This is a genomic window from Lentzea sp. NPDC051208 (assembly GCF_040682435.1).
GTDB classification, from domain to species: Bacteria; Actinomycetota; Actinomycetes; order Mycobacteriales; family Pseudonocardiaceae; genus Lentzea; species Lentzea kristufekii.
Genome location: NZ_JBFBAW010000026.1, coordinates 49,120 through 64,821, shown reverse-complemented (window position 1 = coordinate 64,821; position 15,702 = coordinate 49,120). Strand labels below are relative to the sequence as shown.

Sequence of the window (15,702 nt, the reverse complement as noted above, 5' to 3'; positions counted from 1 at the left end):
GCACCCCGCCGGCGCAGGGTGCCTTTCAGCGGACCGGTCAGGAGTCCCAGTCGTCCCGTTCGGGAAGACGCAGCCACAGATCCGGTGCGGTGAACGCGCGGGAGTCCGTCGGACGCAGGCCCGCGAACGCGAGGCAGAACGCCACCGGCTCGTCCAGGTAGAGGTGCGCCAGCAGCACGTCCGCCGACGTCTCCTCCTCCGTGACGCCGCCACCGGGATGCAGGTCCCACGCCGCGGTCTCGCCGTCGCGGTGGACGCTGCCCTGGTTGCCGCTCTTGGGATTGGCGTACATGCCGTACGCGACGGTGCCCGCCGACAACCGGTCGAGCACGCCCGGCATCGCGGCCGCGTAGCCGTCCGGCTGCACGAGCACGCACCCGCCGGGCACGGTCGTCACGCCGAGCACGTCCTCGTCGGCCTCCTCGCCGGGCGCCTCGACGAGTTCCGCCTCCAGCAGGCCCACCGCCGTCCCGGCGTCCACCCCCGCGACGCACGCCAGGCTGAAGCCGTCGTCGCCGGGCACGCCGCCGAGTGCCGCGACGAGCCGGTCGCGTTCCTCGACGGCGGCGCGTTCCTCACCGGTGAGGACCTCCCCGGTCGGCAACGGGTGGTCCGTGGTGAGGCTGAGCCGGGCCGGCGACCACCCGGACATCATGGGCAGCGCCGGATCGGCACCGGCCGCGAGCAGCAACCGGACGTTCTCGGGTTTCCGCGCGTGCACGGCACGCCACAACGCCGTGCGTTCCTCGTCCACCGCGTCGACGTCGTCCGCCTGCGAGATCGCGGCCGCGACCTCCTGCGCCGACTCGAACTCCGCCGCCCAGTGCAACTTCGAAAGCCAGTCTTCCCCCATCGGCTCAGCCTAGGCGAGCGAGATCTGGTCCAGATCGGGAGCACCGGCGGTGTCGTTGCCGAACCTGATGGTGTTGGCACCGGCGTTCAACGTCACCGGGATCTCGGCCACGTAAGGGGTGTTGTTGCCGGCCCCGTCGAGCTTGACCTCGACCGGCGCACCCCCGTTGACCGTCACGAAGTACGAGCGCGGCCCGTTCACCGTGAACTGGAAGAACAGTCGGTAGGAACGCGTTTCCGGCACCATCACCTGAGGGATGGTCACCGCAGCGTCCGGGCTGCCACCGATGTTGCGCACCTTCTCCGCACCGGAGCACGCGCCGCAGTTCGTCAGGCCGGTGCTGCCGAACTGGTTCGCCGAGTCCTCGGCCTCCCGCACGAACACGCGGTCGGCGGGCCTGGTGCGCACCGGCACCGCGCCCGAGACCTTGCGGTCGCCGCTCAGCAACTTGAACGAGGCGGTGACGGGGATGCTCACCGAACCCACGTCCTGCCCGGCGGGCGAGGTCGCGGTCCAGGTGCCTTCGAGCAGACCGGCCAGGCGCATCGACGTCCGCACGGCGGGTGCGCCGGTCAGCGTCCAGCCGGCGGGCAGCGACGGTGCCAGCGAGACGTCGTCGATCTGGTCGTCGGCGTCGAGCCGGAGGCGTGCGGTGATCTTCACGGACTGCTGGCCTGGCCCGGTCCACTGCACGCCATGGGGTTGCACGGTCAGGGTCGTCTTCGGCGTGTAGCCCGACGGCGGCAGCCCGCCGACCGAGACGCGGTCCAGGCCGAGCCGGCCGGTGCTGAAGACCTTCACGGTGTTGCGGCCCGCGTTCAACGGCACCGCGATCGACGCCGGGTCCGGCACGTCGGCGCGGTCCTTCGGGACCACGACGGACACCGGTGCCGCGCCGTTCACCGAGACGGACACGGTGGACGCCTCGGCCGCCGTCACGTCCAGCTGCAACGCGTAACTCCCAGCCGTGGCAACGGAAAGGTCGCGGTAGGTCACGGCGTTGCGCTCACCGCCGCCGAGGCCGGTCACCTGCCTCGTGCCGGAGCAGGCCGCGCAGGACTCGGCACGCGCCGAACCCGACCGCGACGCGTCCTCGGCCTCCAGCGCACCGGCCCGGGACCCGCGCGGGTAGCTGTGACCGACCCGGATCTCGTCGATCTTCAGCTGCTTGGAGTACACGGGCGCCTGCGGTCCGCCCCAGGTGCCGAGCACGGTGAGCTTCAGGAACCGGGCCTCCTGCGCCCCGATGTCGATGAACTGGGTGCCACGAGCCGAAGGCAGCGCGCCGCTGCGGACGTGCCACCAGGTGCGGCCGTCGCCGGACGCCGTGAGCTGGTAGTCCTTGATCCGGCTTGAGTCCTCCGGCCTGCCGAACGACACACGGGCGTGCGTCGGCGACGACTCGCGCTGGTTGATCGCCAGGAACGCGGCCTTCTTGCGGCGGCCCAGGTCGAGCGAGATCGACACGGGCTGGGCACCGGCGGCGTCCCAGTACGTCTCGTAGCTGCCGTCGGTGAGGTTCGCGGCGGGGAAGCCGTTCGCGGACGAGGTCGCAGAGGCCTTCACGTCCGCGTGGAAGCCCTGCTGGCCAAGGGTGTCCACGGCGAACACCGTGTCGTACTCGTCCCACTTCGTGATGCCCTGGATCGTCAGGTGCCCGGCCGACTGCGCGAACCTCAGCTGCTCGCCGGTCCGCAGGTCGCGGACGCCGGTGACCCGGTACCCGTTGTCGCGCAGGCGAACGAAGTCGGCGCGCGGCCGGGTGACGACGTGCACGTACTGCTTACCGGTCTTCGGGTTGACGGTGATCACGCCGTCCGCACCGTCGTTCCAGAACCCCGGCTGCATGCCGCCGTACATGTACCCGGCGCCCTCGACGCCCTGGATGGACTCGCGGATCGGCGGCACCCACTGCGCCATGAAGTCGTTGTAGGCCTCCTGCTGCGCGGGCATCCTGCCGTTCACCATCGGCGTCTCGGCCATCAGCGACTTGATCGACGAGCCCGCGTTGGTGACGTAGCGGCCGGTGTTCAGGCGGGTGTCGACGGCGTGGTCGCCGCCGTCGTACCACCAGTCGCCCGTGTTGGGCAGCTTGTAGCAGGCCTCCGACAGCCGCGGCATCGGCGTGAACGTCGCCGCCGGGTAGTCGTAGGACGGGAACATGCCGGTCTTCTGCTCGTTCGAGACCGTGTCCATGATCGGCGTGTCCTCGTTGTTGTTGCTCAGCAACCACGTCGGCCGCAGCTGCCGGACCTGCTCGTAGAGCCTGTTGCGCTCCCAGTACTCGTTGTCGTTGTCGATCCAGAACCCCGCGAGGTCGTCGTAGTTCTTCATGACCTCGAAGAAGAGGTCGTAGCTGTACCTGCCGAAACCCTCGCGCGTGGTGAGGTCGACCTGCTCACCCTTGTGGGCGGAGTAGGCGGCCGAGTCGAGCATCTGGACGCCCTGCTCGCTGTGCCACTGCGGGTCGTCGGTCATGTAGAGGACGACCTTGACGCCCTTGGCCTTGCCCGCCCGGACCAGCTCACCGAGCAGGTCGCGCTCGGTGGCGCAGCTTCCGGGGATCTTCGACGGCCACGGCCGCGCGTAGCCGAGCCTGCTGTGGAACGTCGCCAGCACGACGTAGGAGGCGCCGAGCTTGCGCGCCTCCTCGATCCAGTAGTCGGCGGTCCAGCCGCCACCGGTGACGTCGCGCTCCCACTCGGCGCAGTTCAGGTGCTTCGGGGCGGTGAACATGCCCCAGTGCAGGAACAGCCCCGCGGTGGACTGACGCAGCCAGTCCTGTCGTGGATGGCGCACCTCGGCCTGCGCGGTCCCCTGTGTCACCACCGTGAGCAAACTTGCGAGCAACACGGCCGCCACGGCCGCGCACACACGACGTAATCCCATGCGCCACGCTCTTCTCGTCCGGGGCGGCGGCGAGAAGATCCGATGATTGCAACCCGAACCGGGTGGGTCAAGTGCCTTGTCATGGCGAAAATACGCATACTCATCGGAGCAATTCGAGATCACCCTCGCGGTCGGGCACCGCCGTGGTAATCAAGCCTGAGCTGACCACGATCAACTTCGGCGCACGAGAGCAGGACCTGGATGAACGACGAGCACCTGCCCGGCTTCTACCACGACGCGGAGGCGGTCTCGCGGCTCGGCCAGCGGCTCACGCTGCTCTTCAGCAGGGTGCGGCTGATCGGCGCGGTGGTCGCGGCGGTGGGCGGTGCGTTCAAGTGGCAGATCGGCGGCACCGGTGTCGACGTCTGGGCGTGGGTGGCGCTGGGCGGGTTCCTCACCGCCCTGTTCGGCGAACTGCTGCTGTGGGTCGTGCACCCCGAGCTGAAGTGGAACGCGGGCCGGACCGTCGCCGAACGGGTGAAGTCGCTGGCGTGGCGCTACGCCGTGGCGGGCGCCCCGTTCCACGGCGGCGCCCAGGACCCCCGCAGGGAGCTGGAGCTCGCCATCGCCGACGCGGTCAGGGACCACCGCAGGGAGGTCATGCTCACCAGCGCGAACGACACGGGCGAGCGGGTCATGACCGAGCTGCGGGCCAAGCCGTTCGACGAACGCAGGACCACCTACCGCGAAGCTCGCGTGCAACCGCAGCTGCAGTGGTACCGCGACAAGTCCGCGATGAACGAGACTCGCGCGACCGTGTTCCGCGTCCTGATGATCGTCGGTGAGCTCGTGGCGATCGTCTTCGCCATCCTGCGGATCAACGGCGTCTGGGACGTCGACCTGTCCGGCGTGATGGCCGCGGCCGTCGCGGGCGGTGCGGCGTGGATCGGGCTGCGGCAGTACGAGAACCTCAGCGTCAGCTACGCGGCGGCGGCCGGTGAGCTCGCGGACATCTACCGGCGACTCCCCTACGCGGCGGAGAGCGACTGGGCCTCCGCGGTCGCCGAGGCCGAGGCCGTGATCGGCAAGGAGCACTCCACCTGGCTCGCGTCACGGCCCAGCGCGACCTGACCGGCGCCGTCCGTCAGCCGAGCGCCTCGACGACCTTGGTCACCATCGCGCGTTCCGCCGCCGCCACCTCGCCGTCCGCGCCGGCGACCGAGCGGCACATCTCCGACACCGCGGCGCGGAAGATCGCCACGTCACGCGGTTCGTGGGCGTTGATGATCGCCACGGAGTCGCGCAGCGCGGCCAGGACACCGGACTCCACTTCGGACGTCGAGCCCCTGGGCAGCGAGGGCGGTGCGGCGGCGATGATGGCGCGCAGGTCGTCCGAGAGCAGGGTGATGGCCCTGACGCCGGCCTGGCTCTCCTCGTCGACGGAGCCGGGGTCCGCAGTGGACACCAGCACCATGGCACCGAAAACGGCCGTGCGGAGGGTCTGCCCCTCCGCCTCCGTGTACGCGGTCATGGGCGCAAGCCTATGCAACGATCAGCGACCATGAGTGCGGGTCAGGTGCTTGGCGCCAACATCAGGGCGTTCCGCGAGCAACGCGGGCTGTCGCTGTCGGAGCTCGCGCGGCGGTCGTCCATCGCCAAGGGCACGCTGTCCCAGCTGGAGAGCGGCGCGGGCAACCCGACGATCGAAACAGTGTTCAGTTTGTCGAACGCTTTGGACGTGCCGGTGTCAGAGCTCGTGACCGAGCGGACGACACCGGACGTTGTGCTGGTGCGTGCCCGTGACGTCGAGGTGCTCAGCAGCAACGCCGTCGACCTGCGGCTGATGCGGCGGATGGACGTCGGGGACACCGTGCTGGAGATCTACGACCAGCGGGTCCGGCCCGGCGCGACGCAGACCAGCGAAGGTCATCCCGGCAAGGAGCACGTGCTGGTCACGAGCGGCCGGCTGCTCGTGGGACCGGTGGACGCGCCGTACGAACTGGGGCCGGGCGACTACGTGTGCTTCCCCGGCTCGACGCCGCACTCGTACGAGACCGTCGGCGGCGAGGTCAGCTCGGTACTGGTGCTGGAGTATCCGAAGCACTAACGTTCATTCTATTGAACGGAGGTGGCGATGCAGCCGGACGTCGTGGTGATGGGCGCGGGCATCATCGGGGCCGCGTGCGCCCAGGCCCTGCGGGCGCGCGGCCTCGCTGTCCTCGTCGTCGACCGCCACGGACCCGCGTCGGGCACCAGCGCGGCCGGTGAGGGCAACGTCCTGGTCAGCGACAAGGAGCCGGGCCCGGAACTCGGCCTCGCCCTGGCGAGTCGCGACCTGTGGCCGGAACTCGCGGACGACGCCGAATGGGAGGAGAAGGGCGGCCTCGTCGTCGCCACGGCCCCCGAGGCCGTCGTCCCGTTGCAGGCCTTCGCCGCCGCCCAGCGCACGGCGGGCGTCGACGCCTGCGAGATCAGCGCGGCGGACGCGCTGGCCCACGAGCCGCACCTGAATCCGGAGATCACCGCCGCCGTCCACTACCTCCAGGACGCGCAGCTCAACCCGGTCAAGGCCACCCGGGCCCTGCTGCGCGGCATCGAGGTCCGGCGCACCGAGGTGTCCGCGACGGACGGCCGGAGCGTGACGACGTCCGAGGGCGTGATCAGTTGCGGCGCGGTCGTCAACGCCACCGGCCCGTGGGCGCGGCACTTCGGCGTCAACGTGCTGCCCCGGCGCGGCGTGGTGCTCGTGACCACGCCGATCCCCGGCACGATCCGGCACAAGGTCTACGACGCGGACTACGTCGGCGCGGTCGCGAGCGGCGACGCGGACCTCCAGACGTCCGGCGTGGTCGAGTCGACCCAGGCCGGCACGGTGCTGATCGGGTCGAGCCGCCAGCGCAAGGGCTTCGACGACACGATCGAGACCAAGGTGCTGAAAGCGCTGGCGCGCAAGGCGATCGCGATGTTCCCGATGCTGACGAACGTCCCGGTCATGCGCGCGTACGGCGGTTTCCGCCCGTACGCGCCGGACCACCTGCCGATCATCGGCGAGGACCCCCGCACGCCCGGTCTGTGGCACGCCACCGGTCACGAGGGCGCGGGCGTCGGTCTCGCCCCGGCGACCGGGCGCCTGCTCGCCCAGCTGCTCACCGGCGAGGAACCCCTGGTGGATCCCCGCCCGTTCCGCGTCGACCGGCCGGAGGTGATGGTGTGAAGGTGACGTTCAACGGCCTCCCGCGCGAGGTGGCGCACGTCGCGGAGTTGTTGCCGGGAAGGTACTTCTGCGGCATCGGCGTGTGCTTCGGTTGCGTCGCGGAGATCAACGGCGTGCCCGAGGTGCGGGCGTGCCGCCACCGGCTGCGCGACGGCGACGTGATCAGGACGACGTCATGAGGATCGTGGTCGTGGGAGCGGGACCGGCCGGGATGGCCGCCGCCAGAACCGCCGCCGACGCGGGTGCCGAGGTCACGATGGTCGACTCGGAACCGGAGGCGGGCGGCCAGTACCTGCGCGGCCGGGCCGAGTTCGGCCATGCCGGGGTCACGCACCTCAAGAACACCGAGGCCTGGCTGGTGGAGGGCGACACGCTCCACCTGCGCGGGCCGGGGCGACTGCGGTTCGACGCGCTGGTCATCGCCACCGGCGCCTACGACCGCCCCCTGCCCTTCCCCGGCTGGGACGGTCCCGGTGTGATCACCGCGGGTGCCGCCCAGGCCCTCGCCAAGCAGGGCGTCACGCTGGCCGAACGCGTGATCGTCACGGGCACCGGCCCGTTCCTGCTGCCCGTCGCCACCGCGCTCCAAGACCTCGGCGCCACGCTCGTCGGCGTCTACGAGGCCTCCTCTCCCGCCCGGTGGCTGCGCGAGTCCAGGGCCGTGCTCGCCAACCGGCACAAGATCGGCGAACTCGCGGGCTACCGGAAGGTGCTGCCCCGCCTGGAGACCCGCAGCGCCGTCATCGCCAAGCACGGCGACCGCGTGACGATCGCGAAGCTCGACAGCCGGTGGCGGCCCGTCAGCCACCGCACCGAGCACGCCGACCTCGTGTGCGTCGGCTACGGCTTCCTGCCCCGCACGGACCTCCTGCCGAACGCCTTGCGCATCAACGACTTCTACGACGTCGACGAACACCAGCGGACCTCGGTCGAGAACGTCTACGCGGCCGGCGAGGTCACCGGCATCGGCGGCGCCGACCTCGCCGAGGCCGAGGGAGTCGTCGCCGGAGCCGCCGCGGCGGGACAGGAACCGCCCGCGAAGGCCGTGGAGGCCGTCCGCAGGGGGCGTCTGTTCGCCGGCGCGCTGGCCAGGGCGCACGAGGTCCAGCCCGGCTGGCGGACGTGGCTGAACCCGGACACCACCGTGTGCCGCTGCGAGAAGGTACGTCTCGACGATCTGACCGACGCCGCGAGCATGCGCGAACTCAAGCTCACCAGCCGTGTCGCGATGGGCCGCTGCCAGGGCCGCATCTGCGCCCGCAACGCCGCCGAGCTGACCGGCGTCCCGTTCGACGGCCAGCGCCGCGTGATCGCGGTCCCGATCCCCCTCGGCGAACTAGCAGAACTCCCGGAGGAATCTGAATGACCGTGTCAAGCCGCAGCAGTAGCGGGCTGGGGCGCGGCCGGGGTGAATTTTCGGCCGTCGCGCAGCAGGGCCCAGAGCACGTCGACCAGGCGGCGGGCCAGGGCGAGCAGGGCCTGGGTGTGGATGAGTCGTTCACCGCGTTTCTTGTCATAGAAGGCGCGGGAAGGTCCACTGACTTTGAGGCTGGACAGTGCTGCCATGTAGAACACGCGTCGCAACCTGCGGTTGTAGCGTTTCGGGCGACGCAGGTTGCCGGTCACCCGACCGGAGTCCTGCGGCACCGGGACCAGTCCGGCGTAGGAGGCCAAGCGACCGGACGTGGCGAAAGCGGCGAGGTCGCCGCCGGTGGTCACCAGGAACTCCGCGCCCAGGATCGGCCCGAGACCGGGCAGCGACTCGATGATCTCCGCCTGCGGGTGCGCCCGGAACCTGCTGGTGATCAGCTTGTCGGTCTCCTTGATCCGCCGGTCCAGGTCGAGCAGCCACCGGGCCAGGTCGGCGATCAGCGTGGCGGTGGTCGCCTCGCCGGGCAGCCGCAGCGTCTGGGCCTCGGCGGCGGCCAGCGCGTCGGAGACCATGGCCGGGATTCCTTTGACCCAGGCGCCGTGCTCACGCAGGTAACTGTCCAGACAGGACTGTCCCGCGTCCCGGACCGCTTGTGGTGTCTGGAAACCGGTGACCAGTATCAGGGCGCTGCGGGTGGAGAAGTCGAACGCGCGTTCCAATGCGGGGAAGATCCCGGTCAGCATGTCCCGCAACCGGTTGACCCCGCGCACCCAGTCGGCCATCAGGTCCTCGCGGTGCGCGGTCAGCCGGGTCAGCTCGACCACCAGCTCGTCGGTGGCCGTGACAGGCGTGAGGTCGGTGCGCATGCGGGCGGTCTCGGCGATCACCCGCGCGTCCTTGGCGTCGGACTTCGCCTCGCCGCGGAACACCCCGCTCATGCGGTTCACCACCCGGCCCGGCACGTAGACCACCTGCTGACCCGCGGCGATCAGCACCGCGACCAGCAGCGCCGCCGCGTTGCTGGTCAGATCGATCGCCCACCGCACCTCGCCGGCCGCCTGGCCGGCACGGGCAACGAGGTGCTCGATGGCGGCCTGGTCGTTGGCGAACTTCTGCGAGAACACCACCTTCCCGGCCGAGTCCATCGCGCACGCGTGGTGCGTGGCCTTGCCGACATCGACACCGACCCAGACCAGCGGCCGATCCTTCACCCTCGTTCTCCTGTTGTCTCAGTCAAGTCCCGTGGACAACCCCGCCAGCAGGTCCCTAAACAGCGACGGTCCGCACCAGATCTGAATCAGCGGCCAGGGCGTCCAGAACGACGGGGCGGCCATTCCTTCGGAGCCACCTCACGGCAACTAGTCATCAGCCACACCCCATCGCTCTGGGCTTCCGGGGCACTCACCCCGAACAACATCGACCTTAGGGACAAGTCATGACCGAACGCCTCGACGGCGTCATCGTCGCCACCGCGCTCCCCTACGCGGAAGACCCGAAGGCCCCCGCCGGGCTCCGTCCCGACCTGGACAGGTTCGCCGAGCACTGCCGGTGGGTCGTCGACAGCGGCTGCCGCGGCGTCGGCCCGAACGGCTCGCTGGGCGAGTACTCGTCGCTGACCGACGCGGAACGCCGTGAGGTCGCCCAGACCGCCATCGCGGCGGTCAAGGGACGTGGCATCGCGGTCATCGGCGTGCACGGCGTGGGCGCGCACCAGGCCCGGCACTGGGCCGAGCTCGCGGCCGAGGACGGCGCGGACGGCGTGCTGTGCCTGCCGCCGACGATGTACCGGGCCAACCGCGGCGAGGTCGTGCACCACTTCCGCGAGGTCGCGAAGGCCGGGCTGCCGATCATGGTCTACAACAACCCGATCGACACCAAGGTCGACCTGACCCCGGACCTGCTCGCCGAGCTCGGCCAGATCGAGAACGTCGTGGCGGTCAAGGAGTTCTCCGGTGACGTCCGGCGTGTGCTGGAGATCCGCGCGGCCGCCCCGCACCTCACCGTCGTGGCGGGTGCGGACGACGTCGTGCTGGAGAGCCTGCTGATGGGCGCGACGGGCTGGTTCGCGGGCTACCCCAACGTGTTCCCGGCCGAGAGCAAGCAGCTGTTCGACCTGGCGCTGGAGGGCAGGCTCGACGAGGCGCGGGCGCTGTACGAGAAGCTCGTGCCGGCGTTCCGCTGGGACTCGCGCACCGAGTTCGTGCAGGCCATCAAGCGTTCGATGGACTACGTCGGCCGCTACGGCGGTCCGTGCCGTCCCCCGCGCGGCCCGCTGAGCCCCGAGCAGCTCGCCCAGGTCGACGCGGACATGAAGCTGGCGACCTCATGAGGTTCGCCAAGTACTTCAGCGCCGTCGACTCGCACACCGAGGGCATGCCGACGCGGGTGATCACGGGCGGGGCCGGCGTGATCCCCGGCGAGACCATGGCCGAGAAGCGGCTGAACTTCATCAAGGACCACGACCACATCCGCCGGCTGCTGGTCAACGAGCCGCGCGGCCACGCGGCGATGAGCGGCGCGATCCTGCAGCCGCCGACCCGCCAGGACGCGGACTGGGGTGTGCTGTTCATCGAGGTCTCCGGCCTGCTGCCGATGTGCGGGCACGGCACGATCGGCGTCGCCACGGTGCTGGTCGAGACCGGCATGGTCGAAATGACAGAACCTGTCACGACCGTGCGCCTGGACACCCCGGCCGGGCTGGTCCTCGCCGACTACGACACCCGCACGAAGCTCGTGACGATCCGCAACGTCCCGTCCTACGCGCACGAGCTGGACGCCGTGGTGACCGTGCCCGGACTCGGCGAGATCCGGTACGACATGGCGTACGGCGGCAACTTCTACGCGATCGTGCCCTTGGCGGACCTGGGCATCCCGTTCGATCGTGTGGAGAAAGAACGAATTCTGGCCGCTGGTCTGTCCATCATGGACGAGATCAACGCGGTGAACCGGCCGGTGCACCCCGTGGACGCCGCGATCAGCGGGTGCAAGCACGTCCAGTTCGTCGCGCCCGGTCACGACGGCGCCCACTCGCGCAACGCGATGGCGATCCACCCCGGCTGGTTCGACCGATCTCCTTGCGGCACGGGCACTTGCGCCCGGATGGCTCAGCTGCACGCCCGCGGTGAGCTCGGCATCGGCGAGGACTTCGTGAACGAGTCGTTCATCGGCACGAGGTTCGTCGGCCGGTTGCTGGAGGAGGTCCCGCTCGGCGACCGCACGGCCGTCGTGCCCACGGTGGCGGGACGGGCGTGGATCACCGGCATGGGCCAGTACCTGCTGGACGAGACCGATCCGTTCCCCGAGGGGTTCGCGCTCTAGGCAGGCCGCCGACCGTTGTCACTAGAGTCAAGTCCGTGACAACGACGCCCAGTCTGGAAGCGCTGCTGCGCATCGGACCGTTCCACTCGGCGCTGCGCGCGGCCATCCGCCGTCGTGGCCTGACGCTGGAACGGCTCCGGCTACGCCTGCGGCAGCAGGACGTGGCCGTCGCGCTGTCGACGCTGAGCGACTGGCAGCAGGGCAGGGTGCGGCCGGTCTCCCCGAAGTCGCTGCGGGCCGTGGCGGTGCTCGAAGAGCTGCTGGAGGTGCCGCCGCGCTCGCTGCTGGCCCTGCTGGAGCACACCGGCCCGAGCGGCTGGCCGGACGTCGTGCCCGGCATGGTGCCCGGCTTCAACGCCAACGACCTGGAGGTCCTCTCCCGGCACGACAGGGTGTTCGTGGACGCGGAACGGCACGCGTCCCGCGTCCACGCGCAGATGGCCGTCCGTGCCCGCCACGACGGCGTCGACAGGTTCTACGCGCACTACTTCTGCGACGACTCGGCGGAGACCGCGGAGGTGCGGCAGGAGCCCGTCCGCAACTGCCGTCTCGGCCGGTCCACGCGCCACGAGGCCGAGCGTGTGGTCGTCCACGAACTGCTCTTCGACAAGCCGTTGTGGGAAGGCGAGACCTGGGTCTTCGAGTTCGTCGCGCACGACCCCACACAGCTCGACAGCATCGAGTACGCGCACGGCGTGCGTTGTTTCCTCGCGCAGAGCCTGATCGAGGTGCACTTCGACCCGGCCGCGCTGCCCGTGGACCCGCACGTCTACTTGCAGGACTGGGAGGAAGAAGAACCGCACCGGACCATCGACCTGGTACCGGACCACACGAACTCCGTGCACCACTTCGAGACTGACGTGTCGGTCAACTGGGTAGGTATCCGCTGGAGGTGGGCCTAGGCCCTGTCCTGCCTCGCCTCCGGATCGCTGGACCGCGACGCCCCTCGAACGGACGCACAGGACAGGACCTGGATGATCACCACCGAGTACGTCCCCGGAGCGCCGGCCTGGATCGACCTGGGCACCTCGGACGAGGCGAAGGCGGCCGAGTTCTACAGCGGCGTGCTCGGCTGGGAGTACCAGCCCCTCGACACCCCGGGCTCCGGCGTCTTCACCCGCGGCGGCCGGGCGGTCGCCGGGCACGCGACCTCGCGGCCCGGCTCGTGGACCGTCCACTTCGCCGGTACCTCGCCCGCCGCGGACGTCCGGCTGACCGACCCGCACGGCGAGGAGTTCGGCGTGTGGCAGGGCCCCGCCGGGCTCGGCGCGGTGTCGGTCCCGGGGTCGCTGACGTGGCTGGAGCTCCACTCCCCAGCCCCCACCGTGTCCGCGGACTTCTACCGCTCGCTGTTCTCGTGGGAGATCCAGGTGGTTCCCGGCGCGCCGGGCCAGTTCCTGCAGCCCGCGGGCGCGGGTGCGGGCCGGATGTTCGGTGCGATCGTCGCGGACTCGCAGGCCTTCTGGCTGCCGTACTTCGAGGTGGCCGATGTGGATCAGGTGGCGGCCGCGGCACCGGTGCTCCTCGCACCCCACGACCTGGACGGAGTCGGCCGGATCGCGGTGCTCGTCGACCCGTTCGGCGGCCGGTTCGGCGTCATGCGTTCCGTTACCTCCTGAACGCTCCCCAAATCGGGGAACGGCGGTTAGCGTGCGCTGGTGCAGTTGCCGTGGAGAGCCGCGCCCAGGGCGGCGCTGTCGAGTCCGCTCACGTTGCTCGTGAGCATCGCGACGACGTTGCTGCTGGGCTTCGTGGTGGCCGCGGCCGCCCTGCACTCCTCCGCCGCGGGCAGCGCCGCTCTCGCCTACCAGCAGAGCCGGATGTGCCCGCACTCCGTGCACCCGTCGCTGGACGGGGACCGGCTCCCGCTGTCCACGGCCGTCTCGCTGGCGGCGCGCAGTGATCTGGGCGGCGCCTACTCGCGGATCGGCCGGCCCGACTTCAACGGCATCGCGACCTACGGCCGGTTCGGGTACCGGCCGGACGCGGTGTCGCACCTGACCGCGGTGCAGGGTGGTGGTACCGGGTTGTGGGTGCCGCAGACGATCGCGACGGCGGCGAAGGTGAAGGTCGGCGACCGGCTGACCGGGTCCTCTCTGGTGGTGTCCGCGATCTACGCCGACCTCACGCAGCCGGTGGACGGCTGGTGGTGTTCCGAGGCGAAGACCGTGGTGCCGAACCCGCTGGCCGGCGACGGTGCCAGCACGTCGGTGATCTGGGTGACCTCGGCCGCGGACCTCGCCGCGCTGCCACCGGAGTTCGCGTCGGACGCCACGGTGTCGTTGCGTTTCGCGGCCGAGGCGCCGTCGACGCTCGCCGAGGCGGAGGCGTTGCGGGACAACGGCAACGCGCGGCTGGCGGCGCTCGGGCTGTCGTTGACGCGGACCGATCTGCTGTCCGGTGCCATCGCGGCGGCACGGACCTCCGAGCGCAACGTCTCCTCCTCGCTGCTGCCGTTGGTGATCATCAGCGTGCTGGTCGGGCTTGCGGGCGTGGGCACCGTGACCGTGCAGTGGGCGCAGCGGCGGCATTCCGAGCTGAGGTTGCTGTGGGTGCGCGGGGCGAGTCCGTTGGCACTGGGCCTGCGCGGTGTGCTGGAGCTGGGGATGCCGCTGGTCCTGGGCGGCGTGCTCGGGCTGGTGGCCGCCCGGTTGCTGCTGCCGTTGTACGCGCCGGGTGTGGTGCTGGCTCGCGGAACGCTCTGGGTGGCGCTGGGCTTCGTGCTGGCCGTGGTGGCGCTGAGCCTCGCCGTGACGGTGCTGGTGGCGTCCTGGCGCGCGCATCGGACGTTCCAGCGGCAGGCCCGTTCGCGGCGGCTCGCGCTGGTGCCGTGGGAACTGGTCGTCGCCGGGCTGGCCGTGCTCGCGTGGGTCCGCCTGTCCCACAACGGGTTGGGCACGTCGCTGAAGCCCGGCTCGCTGCCGCGCGTCGACGTGGCCGCGCTCGCGTTCCCCCTGCTCGTGGTGCTGGCGGCGGCGTTGCTCGCGACGCGGCTGCTGCGCTGGTCGCTGGGGTGGTCGCACCACGTGCGGTGGTGGCGGGTTCCGGCCGCCCAGCTCGCGTTGCGGCGGCTGGCCGCCGCCGTCGGACCGGTGACCGGCGTGCTGCTCGTGGGCGTGCTGGCGGTCGGCACCATCGCCGTCGGCAGCGCGGTGGCGGGGGCCCAGCAGTCGGCGCTGGACTCGAAGTCCGGCGTGTTCGTCGGCGCCAACAGCACGGTCCAGGTGTCGCAGGACGTCGCGCTCGGCCGGGTCGCGCTGCCCTCGTCGTTGCGGGGCAACACGACTCTCGTCGGGGTGAGCACGGGCGCGCTGGTCGTGGACCCCGCGACGTTCACCGACGCCGCCGTGCTGAACGACGCCGCCGAGGTGCGCTCGCTGCTCTCGGGCCTGAAGCGCACCGGTGAGGTCGCGCCCGCCCTGCGCATCGGCCGGTCGGCGAACCAGGAGATCCAGATCGCCGGCCTGCCGCTGCTCAAGCCCGTGGCGGCGCTGCCGTCGTTCCCGAAGCTCGGCACCCGCGGGTACGTCGTCGCCCGCGACTCGGTGCCGGCAGTCGAGCAGGTCGGCTCGTGGCACCTGTGGTCGACGCTTCCGTTGTCCGCCTTGACTTCCGCGTTGCAGGCCGACGGCATTCACTACACGAACGTCGCCGACCGCGCCCGCGTCCTCGACGGCCTGCCGTTCCTGACCGTCGAGTGGACCTTCGGCTTCGTGGCGGCGATCGGCGTCGTCCTGGCCGTGGTCGCCGCCGTGGCGCTGCTGCTGGCCGTCGAGGTCCGCCGCCGCCAGAACGCCGTGTCCGGCGCCCTGTCGACGCGCATGGGCATGCGCCCGTCCGTGCTGTGGTCGAGCCATCTCCTGGAGGTGGGCGCGCTGGCGTTGCTGGCCGTGGGGATCGGCGTGGTGGCGTCGTTCGCGAGCGCCGGGGCGGCCGTACCGCGCCTGGACCCCGCGCCCTGGCTGAACCCGGCGCCGATGCTGCCGGACCTGCTGCCGCTGCTGGGGTCGATGGTGGCGTGCGGCACCCTGGTGGTCGTCGTGGCGGCCTGGCTTGCTTTGCGCGGTGTGCGCACCGCGCGGATGGGAGAACTGCTCAGGTGATCCGTGCTTGTGG

The 15,702-nt window shown here is 70.9% G+C and carries 14 protein-coding genes; 10 read left to right on the top strand and 4 right to left on the bottom strand.

The annotated features are described in order from the left end of the window. Positions 1-37: 37 nt before the first annotated feature. Positions 38-853 carry a hypothetical protein gene (locus tag AB0M48_RS40585; RefSeq protein WP_363853068.1) on the bottom strand — a complete coding sequence of 272 codons (816 nt, stop codon included), beginning with the start codon at positions 851-853 and terminating at the stop codon, positions 38-40. Positions 854-862: 9 nt separating this feature from the next. Next, positions 863-3,679, bottom strand: coding sequence for an alpha-L-fucosidase (locus tag AB0M48_RS40580; protein ID WP_363853066.1), 2,817 nt, complete (start codon positions 3,677-3,679; stop codon positions 863-865). A 264-nt stretch (positions 3,680-3,943) separates the two neighbouring features. Here AB0M48_RS40580 and AB0M48_RS40575 point away from each other — a divergent pair, with 264 nt between their 5' ends. Further along, the gene (locus tag AB0M48_RS40575) at positions 3,944-4,813 is read left to right on the top strand and encodes a DUF4231 domain-containing protein (protein ID WP_363853063.1); all 870 of its coding nucleotides are present in this window, start codon (positions 3,944-3,946) and stop codon (positions 4,811-4,813) included. A gap of 13 nt (positions 4,814-4,826) precedes the next feature. Here AB0M48_RS40575 and AB0M48_RS40570 read toward each other — a convergent pair whose 3' ends face one another. Next, entirely contained in the window at positions 4,827-5,213 is a 387-nt protein-coding gene (locus AB0M48_RS40570; RefSeq protein WP_363853061.1) for a hypothetical protein, read from the bottom strand. 30 nt (positions 5,214-5,243) lie between these two features. Between AB0M48_RS40570 and AB0M48_RS40565 the strand changes: the two genes are divergently transcribed. The 4 genes from AB0M48_RS40565 to AB0M48_RS40550 are packed head-to-tail and all read left to right on the top strand — an operon-like array spanning position 5,244 to position 8,262. Then, a complete protein-coding gene (locus AB0M48_RS40565; protein ID WP_319988231.1) occupies positions 5,244-5,789 on the top strand; it encodes an XRE family transcriptional regulator in 546 nt (181 codons plus the stop codon). Positions 5,790-5,816: 27 nt separating this feature from the next. Next, positions 5,817-6,896 (top strand): FAD-dependent oxidoreductase, encoded by a 1,080-nt coding sequence (locus tag AB0M48_RS40560; RefSeq protein WP_363853059.1) that lies wholly within the window; start codon positions 5,817-5,819, stop codon positions 6,894-6,896. After that, entirely contained in the window at positions 6,893-7,075 is a 183-nt protein-coding gene (locus AB0M48_RS40555) for a 2Fe-2S iron-sulfur cluster-binding protein (RefSeq protein ID WP_363853056.1), read from the top strand. The genes AB0M48_RS40560 and AB0M48_RS40555 overlap by 4 nt, the downstream gene beginning before the upstream one ends. Beyond that, positions 7,072-8,262 carry an FAD/NAD(P)-binding oxidoreductase gene (locus AB0M48_RS40550; RefSeq protein ID WP_363853053.1) on the top strand — a complete coding sequence of 397 codons (1,191 nt, stop codon included), beginning with the start codon at positions 7,072-7,074 and terminating at the stop codon, positions 8,260-8,262. Before AB0M48_RS40555 ends, AB0M48_RS40550 begins: the two co-directional genes overlap by 4 nt. Before the next feature lie 5 nt (positions 8,263-8,267). Here the strand turns inward: AB0M48_RS40550 and AB0M48_RS40545 are convergent, their stop codons facing one another. Beyond that, on the bottom strand, positions 8,268-9,479 hold the full coding sequence (locus AB0M48_RS40545; protein WP_363853050.1) for an IS110 family transposase: 1,212 nt from the start codon (positions 9,477-9,479) through the stop codon (positions 8,268-8,270). 224 nt (positions 9,480-9,703) lie between these two features. Here AB0M48_RS40545 and AB0M48_RS40540 point away from each other — a divergent pair, with 224 nt between their 5' ends. From AB0M48_RS40540 to AB0M48_RS40520, 5 genes are all read left to right on the top strand, one after another. Continuing rightward, a complete protein-coding gene (locus AB0M48_RS40540; protein ID WP_363853047.1) occupies positions 9,704-10,597 on the top strand; it encodes a dihydrodipicolinate synthase family protein in 894 nt (297 codons plus the stop codon). After that, positions 10,594-11,586 carry a proline racemase family protein gene (locus AB0M48_RS40535; protein ID WP_363853044.1) on the top strand — a complete coding sequence of 331 codons (993 nt, stop codon included), beginning with the start codon at positions 10,594-10,596 and terminating at the stop codon, positions 11,584-11,586. Before AB0M48_RS40540 ends, AB0M48_RS40535 begins: the two co-directional genes overlap by 4 nt. Before the next feature lie 35 nt (positions 11,587-11,621). After that, entirely contained in the window at positions 11,622-12,488 is an 867-nt protein-coding gene (locus AB0M48_RS40530) for a hypothetical protein (protein ID WP_363853041.1), read from the top strand. A 72-nt stretch (positions 12,489-12,560) separates the two neighbouring features. Continuing rightward, a complete protein-coding gene (locus AB0M48_RS40525) occupies positions 12,561-13,205 on the top strand; it encodes a hypothetical protein (RefSeq protein WP_363853039.1) in 645 nt (214 codons plus the stop codon). 39 nt (positions 13,206-13,244) lie between these two features. Next, positions 13,245-15,689: an ABC transporter permease gene (locus tag AB0M48_RS40520; RefSeq protein ID WP_363853036.1), complete on the top strand. Its 2,445-nt coding sequence runs from the start codon at positions 13,245-13,247 to the stop codon at positions 15,687-15,689. Positions 15,690-15,702 lie beyond the last annotated feature (13 nt).

Coding starts and splice junctions, on each gene's coding strand:
- AB0M48_RS40585 (WP_363853068.1), bottom strand. CDS start 853: ATGGGGGAAGACTGGCTTTCGAAGTTGCACTGGGCGGCGGAGTTCGAG.
- AB0M48_RS40575 (WP_363853063.1), top strand. CDS start 3,944: ATGAACGACGAGCACCTGCCCGGCTTCTACCACGACGCGGAGGCGGTC.
- AB0M48_RS40570 (WP_363853061.1), bottom strand. CDS start 5,213: ATGACCGCGTACACGGAGGCGGAGGGGCAGACCCTCCGCACGGCCGTT.
- AB0M48_RS40565 (WP_319988231.1), top strand. CDS start 5,244: ATGAGTGCGGGTCAGGTGCTTGGCGCCAACATCAGGGCGTTCCGCGAG.
- AB0M48_RS40560 (WP_363853059.1), top strand. CDS start 5,817: ATGCAGCCGGACGTCGTGGTGATGGGCGCGGGCATCATCGGGGCCGCG.
- AB0M48_RS40550 (WP_363853053.1), top strand. CDS start 7,072: ATGAGGATCGTGGTCGTGGGAGCGGGACCGGCCGGGATGGCCGCCGCC.
- AB0M48_RS40540 (WP_363853047.1), top strand. CDS start 9,704: ATGACCGAACGCCTCGACGGCGTCATCGTCGCCACCGCGCTCCCCTAC.
- AB0M48_RS40535 (WP_363853044.1), top strand. CDS start 10,594: ATGAGGTTCGCCAAGTACTTCAGCGCCGTCGACTCGCACACCGAGGGC.
- AB0M48_RS40525 (WP_363853039.1), top strand. CDS start 12,561: ATGATCACCACCGAGTACGTCCCCGGAGCGCCGGCCTGGATCGACCTG.